We start from the raw sequence: 4,853 nt of genomic DNA, 5'->3' as shown, positions 1-4,853 counted from the left end.
CGGCGTTATTATCGCTTTCCGGTTATCTGGGCTCGGTGTGCCCGTATTTTCCGGTGACGGATGTGCTGCCGTAAACATCAGCCATGTCAAGCGGGTGTGGCGATAACGGATAACTTGGATGCAATCTGCCAATGCTAAAATCGGCTTCTATTACCTTAGGATAAGGTCGGGAACATGATGAAGGATTTGTCCTGGCTTACGTACGTTATGCTGATTTTGGCCAGTTACCGTTTGACCCATCTGATTGTCTTTGACAAAATCACCGAGTTTTTGCGCGAACCGTTTCTGCGCCGCAAGCGGGTGATCGAACATGGCGAAGCCAAGACAAAAAAAGAGCCGACCTCCATGTTCGGCTACTTGCTGAATTGCTATTGGTGCACCGGTATTTGGATCGCGGCTATCCTCGGAATTTTTTATTTACTGTACCCGGCCTGGGCCCGCCCGTTTATTTTCATCCTGTCGATAGCGGGCGGTCAAGCCGTGCTGGAGACCGTCGTCGGGGTCGCCGTGAAATTGGTGCGTTACTTTGATTCGGCAAAGCCGGACGGGTAGGCATTATTTAAATACAACAAAGCTTGAGGCGAGCAGCCGCTCATGGCCGTCGGACGGACTGTTCAGCACTTTGCCGTTGTAATAAAACGTGCTGGACCCGCCGCCATCCAGATTGTACGCGTCGCGCACGTTGAATTCCAGCAATTTATCCTGCGCTTCTTCCAGCGTAACCCCTTCGCTGTAGCCTTCTTGTCTGCCGTCGATCACAATGAACAGCAAATCGCCGTTGGAGAAGTGGCCAATCAGCGTGCGCGGCTCTTTTTTGTTTCTCCATTTGCTCGGTATGGTCTGCTTTTTGCCGTCTTTTAAAAGAGTGGGCACAAATGAGGCGCCTTGCCGCACGTGCAGTTTTTCGATTTGTTCTTTGCGCGAGATTTTCCCGCCTACCAAATTGCCGTGGTCGTTAAATCCGATAAAACTAAGATCAGTGCTGTAAAAAGTTTTAATGATGCCGTCGACGACGGTAATGCCCATCGGATACAGCAACCCTTTGGACACGGCAAATCCGCCGCCGTTGATTGCCAAAACCGCGTTGGTCCGCTTTGCCGCATGGCTTGTCGTCTCGCCTTTATCGCCGATTTTGTCGTGGGACAAAACCAGTTTTACCGCATTGGGATCGCGCAGTTTGACCTTGGCCATATAACCGCGATAGCCCGCTTCTTTCAGCGAGAACACTTTTATGATCGCTCTGTCGCCAAATGTTTGGCCGATCGGTTCGCCCAAAATGTTGGACAGGATCGTATCCAAAACGTCGTTTGTTTCCCTGGCGTGCTGTTCGCTCTCTTTCACCGCCGCATCGACGATTTTTGTCTGCGCCTCGTCCTGCATTTTCTCCGCGTTGGCTTTTCCGATCAAATCCGCCAGGATGGCGTTCATCGCGGCAAAGTTATCTTTTGCGGCATTGGATGCGGCTTGCATGACTTGATCATTCTCGCCAAGTCCGCGCACAGTTTCATCGAGCGCCGGAAGCTTTTGATTTACCGGTTCATAAGACATGGCGGTCTTGGCCGCATGTTTTTCCAATTCAGGGTTATGAATATAAAAAGCCGCAAGGAATCCGGCGAAAATAAGCAGGGATGAAAGAAAGGCCAATTGAATTTTAATAAACACGGGCGGCTTCCTCCAATTTTTTAATCAGGCTGCGAAGTCCCTCCAATTCTTTGCCGAGATCGGTAATCCGCTCGCTCAATGCCTTTTTCGTATCGTCGGCAGAGTTCAGCGTATCGCCGGCAAGCGCCATTTCTTCCTTAACCGCCGTCAGCTCGTCCGCAATTGCTTGCAGTTGTTTCTGCAGTTCTTCGGTAGTTTTTTTATGTACGTCCAGCTGTGCTTTCAGTTCATCCAGGTTTTTAGTAAGCGCCTCCGTATTTGCCTGGTTGTTCTCCTCCACTTGCACAAGTTGCTGTTTGATGCCGTCAATATAATGCCGGGCCAATCCGAAACTGCCCGCGATTAAAGCCGCCCATACGATAATGGCCGCAGTCCATGGCAGCCACTTGCCGGGTGACTTTTTTTCTTTCTTGTTGTCCATGCGGGCGCGGAGCATGCTGAGATCCGAATCGTACTGCAAATCAGCCATCGTTTTTATATCCTTTCTTGTATTTAATCAATTTACTATCATCCTATCATAAAAATAGCTTCATTTTGCAAAAGTTGCCGAAAAAAAATGTAGAAATATATAGCATGATGTCGTAAAAAAAAAAATCAAAAAAAGTTATTTTCTTCTCTAAATTTCCATAATATTTTGATATTATAAAATTGTTGGGCAACTCATATTTATTATGATTGGAGGAGGTTTCAGTATGGAGCAGCGTGAGCAATGGGGCAGCAGGATTGGGTTTATTATGGCTGCCGCGGGCTCAGCCATCGGATTGGGAAATATATGGCGTTTTCCCTATGTGGCGTATGAAAACGGAGGAGGGGCGTTTCTAATTCCGTATTTCTTCGCCTTGTTAACCGCCGGGATTCCCATTTTGCTGTTGGAATTCGGGATTGGCCGGCTGGGAGAAGGGGCGGCGCCGCTTTCGTTCAAGAAATTTTCCCGATGGTTCGAGAGTCTCGGCTGGTGGCAAGCAATGATCTGTTTTATTATCACCACATACTACGTTGTCGTCATCGCTTGGGCAACCAGTTACTTCTTTTATTCGTTCGATTTGCATTGGGGGGACGATACGAACGGTTTCCTCTTTGGCAGTTTTTTGGGGGTTCCCGATGATGTCGTCACCGCAAACGGTTGGGATTTCGGCGGGATCCGCTGGGCAATCCTGGCTCCCTTAATCGCCATTTGGCTTTTAACCTGGTTTGTGCTTTTTCGCGGCGTAAAAAAAGGAATTGAGAAAATCAACAAAATTTTCATCCCGATATTGATCGTAATCATGATCATTTTCGTCATCCGTGCCGTTACGTTGCCGGGTGCGGCTGTCGGGCTGAATCAGCTGTTCACGCCCGATTTCGGCAAAATATTGCCGGATTTTCTTGGCGGGGACAATCCCGAATGGTACAAAGTGTGGATGGCGGCATACGGACAAATCTTTTTCAGCCTGTCAATTGCGTTTGCCATCATGGTTACATACAGCAGCTATTTAAATAAAAAAAGCGAAATAAACAACAGCGGCTTTATTATGGCGTTCAGCAACAGCGGGTTTGAATTTCTGGCCGGCATCGGCGTGTTTGCGGCGATCGGTTTTATGGCGCAGCAATCGGGCGCAGATGTGAAAGATGTGGCTACCAGCGGCGTTGGCCTGGCATTCGTCGTCTTTCCCAAAATCATCAATGCGTTTCCGACGTTAAACGGCTTGTTCGGCGCGCTATTTTTCCTGTCGCTGGTAATCGCCGGGTTTACATCGCTAATCTCGATTATTGAAGTGATTATCGCGGCCATAATGGATAAGTTCCGGCTGAGCCGCAAAGCGGCTGTCAACTGGGTCGTCATTGTCTGCGCGGTCGTCAGCGTCGTGTATGCGACAGGGGCCGGTATTATTATCCTGGATATTGTCGACCACTTTATCAACAACTTCGGTATTGTCATTTCCGGATTGCTCGAAGTAGTCCTGTTTGGCTGGTTCGTCAAACTGATGACGATTCGCGAAGAAAACAATCTCGTATCCGATTACCGCATCGGCTATTGGTGGAATTTCATGATTAAAATCCTGACGCCGCTCATTTTGCTGGTGATGACGATCATGAACTTGCAGCTTGACTTCAGCAAGCCATATGGAGACTATCCGTGGCATTCCATCATCACCTTTGGCTGGATTATGCTGGCTTGCACCATCATCGTTGCCGTCATTCTAACTTACAGTTTCAAGTGGAAGAGTGAAAAGCGGGAGGTGCCCGAAGGATGAGTGGAGGAGCGATCGGGATGTTTATTTTCGGAGCGGTTCTGCTGTGGGGCGGACTCGCTTTGACGATCTCCATTGCGCTGGCGAAAAAAGGCAAAAAATCGGCATAACAAAATCTGCGCAAACCATACCGCAAACCGTCGGGGCCGTCGTTTTCTGATTTTACCCAAACGAAAAGGATAGTAATGAGGGGCTGTGTCCAAACAACAAAATGGTTTAGACCAGCCCCTGTTATTTCGCGGGAAGACCGAATTGTAACGGAAGTTCGTTATGGTCGGGAGCAATCACGCTTTCATTATCATCTTTATCGTCTTTCGGGCTTGCAGCCTCTAACGGTCGTAGGAGAGCTTATTTTGCGCAAATTGCCAGCTTTTTGGTTCTAACGGTCGTAGGAGAGATTAATTTGGTATTTTTCCCGATATTGGGGCATTGAAACGGCAAATAGCCGCAGTGGCGACCGTTAAAATTATTGCGCAGCCTTTTTTCGGCAAATAGCCGCACTGGCATCCGTTAGCAATGTGCGGGGAAAACTCACAAATATATGGCTTCCACAGCGTAAACGGCGGCGATGCTTCCCAGCACGATGAGCAATAAATTGGCGCGCAACAGGGAAAGCAAGACGGCGACGGTTGCGCCGGCGACAGCCGACCAAATGCTGGCGGTCGAGTATAAAACGCCGGGGAATATGAGAGCGCCCAACACCGCATACGGAATCAATTCCATTTGCCGCCGCAAAAAAGCAGGCAGTTTCAAATGTTGCAACACCACGAGCGGCAGCATGCGCGGAATGTAAGTAACGAGCGCCATGCCAAGGACGATTAAGAGCGCTTCCTGATTCATCGATTGTCACCTTTTTGCGGGAAAATAAGCGCGCCAATGGCAGTCGCGGCGAGCGTCGCGATCATGATGGTCCAACCTGTCGACAGCTTCGCGAAAAGCGGAACCCAATGCATCACGGAT

At 49.0% G+C, this 4,853-nt stretch carries 6 protein-coding genes; 3 read left to right on the top strand and 3 right to left on the bottom strand.

The genetic code is table 11. From position 1 onward, the window contains the following. The first annotated feature begins 177 nt into the window (after positions 1–177). Positions 178–552 carry a DUF1360 domain-containing protein gene (locus VF260_03650; GenBank protein HEX7056281.1) on the top strand — a complete coding sequence of 125 codons (375 nt, stop codon included), beginning with the start codon at positions 178–180 and terminating at the stop codon, positions 550–552. A 3-nt stretch (positions 553–555) separates the two neighbouring features. On the opposite strand, the gene VF260_03645 is transcribed toward VF260_03650, so the two are convergent. Both VF260_03645 and VF260_03640 read right to left on the bottom strand, forming a co-directional pair. Next, entirely contained in the window at positions 556–1,662 is a 1,107-nt protein-coding gene (locus VF260_03645) for a phosphodiester glycosidase family protein (GenBank protein ID HEX7056280.1), read from the bottom strand. Continuing rightward, positions 1,652–2,131, bottom strand: a complete 480-nt coding sequence (locus VF260_03640) for a hypothetical protein (protein HEX7056279.1) — start codon at positions 2,129–2,131, stop codon at positions 1,652–1,654. Before VF260_03640 ends, VF260_03645 begins: the two co-directional genes overlap by 11 nt. Before the next feature lie 223 nt (positions 2,132–2,354). Between VF260_03640 and VF260_03635 the strand changes: the two genes are divergently transcribed. Together VF260_03635 and VF260_03630 are read left to right on the top strand one after the other, a co-directional pair. Further along, a complete protein-coding gene (locus tag VF260_03635; GenBank protein HEX7056278.1) occupies positions 2,355–3,896 on the top strand; it encodes a sodium-dependent transporter in 1,542 nt (513 codons plus the stop codon). Next, entirely contained in the window at positions 3,893–4,003 is a 111-nt protein-coding gene (locus VF260_03630) for a MetS family NSS transporter small subunit (protein ID HEX7056277.1), read from the top strand. Before VF260_03635 ends, VF260_03630 begins: the two co-directional genes overlap by 4 nt. A gap of 421 nt (positions 4,004–4,424) precedes the next feature. Here the strand turns inward: VF260_03630 and VF260_03625 are convergent, their stop codons facing one another. Then, positions 4,425–4,733, bottom strand: a complete 309-nt coding sequence (locus VF260_03625) for an AzlD domain-containing protein (GenBank protein HEX7056276.1) — start codon at positions 4,731–4,733, stop codon at positions 4,425–4,427. Positions 4,734–4,853 lie beyond the last annotated feature (120 nt).

The sequence above is a fragment of the Bacilli bacterium genome, assembly GCA_036381315.1.
GTDB lineage: Bacteria > Bacillota > Bacilli > Paenibacillales > KCTC-25726 > DASVDB01.
The sequence above is the reverse complement of the archived record's forward strand: the minus strand, read 5'-3'. Positions and strand labels throughout refer to the sequence as shown.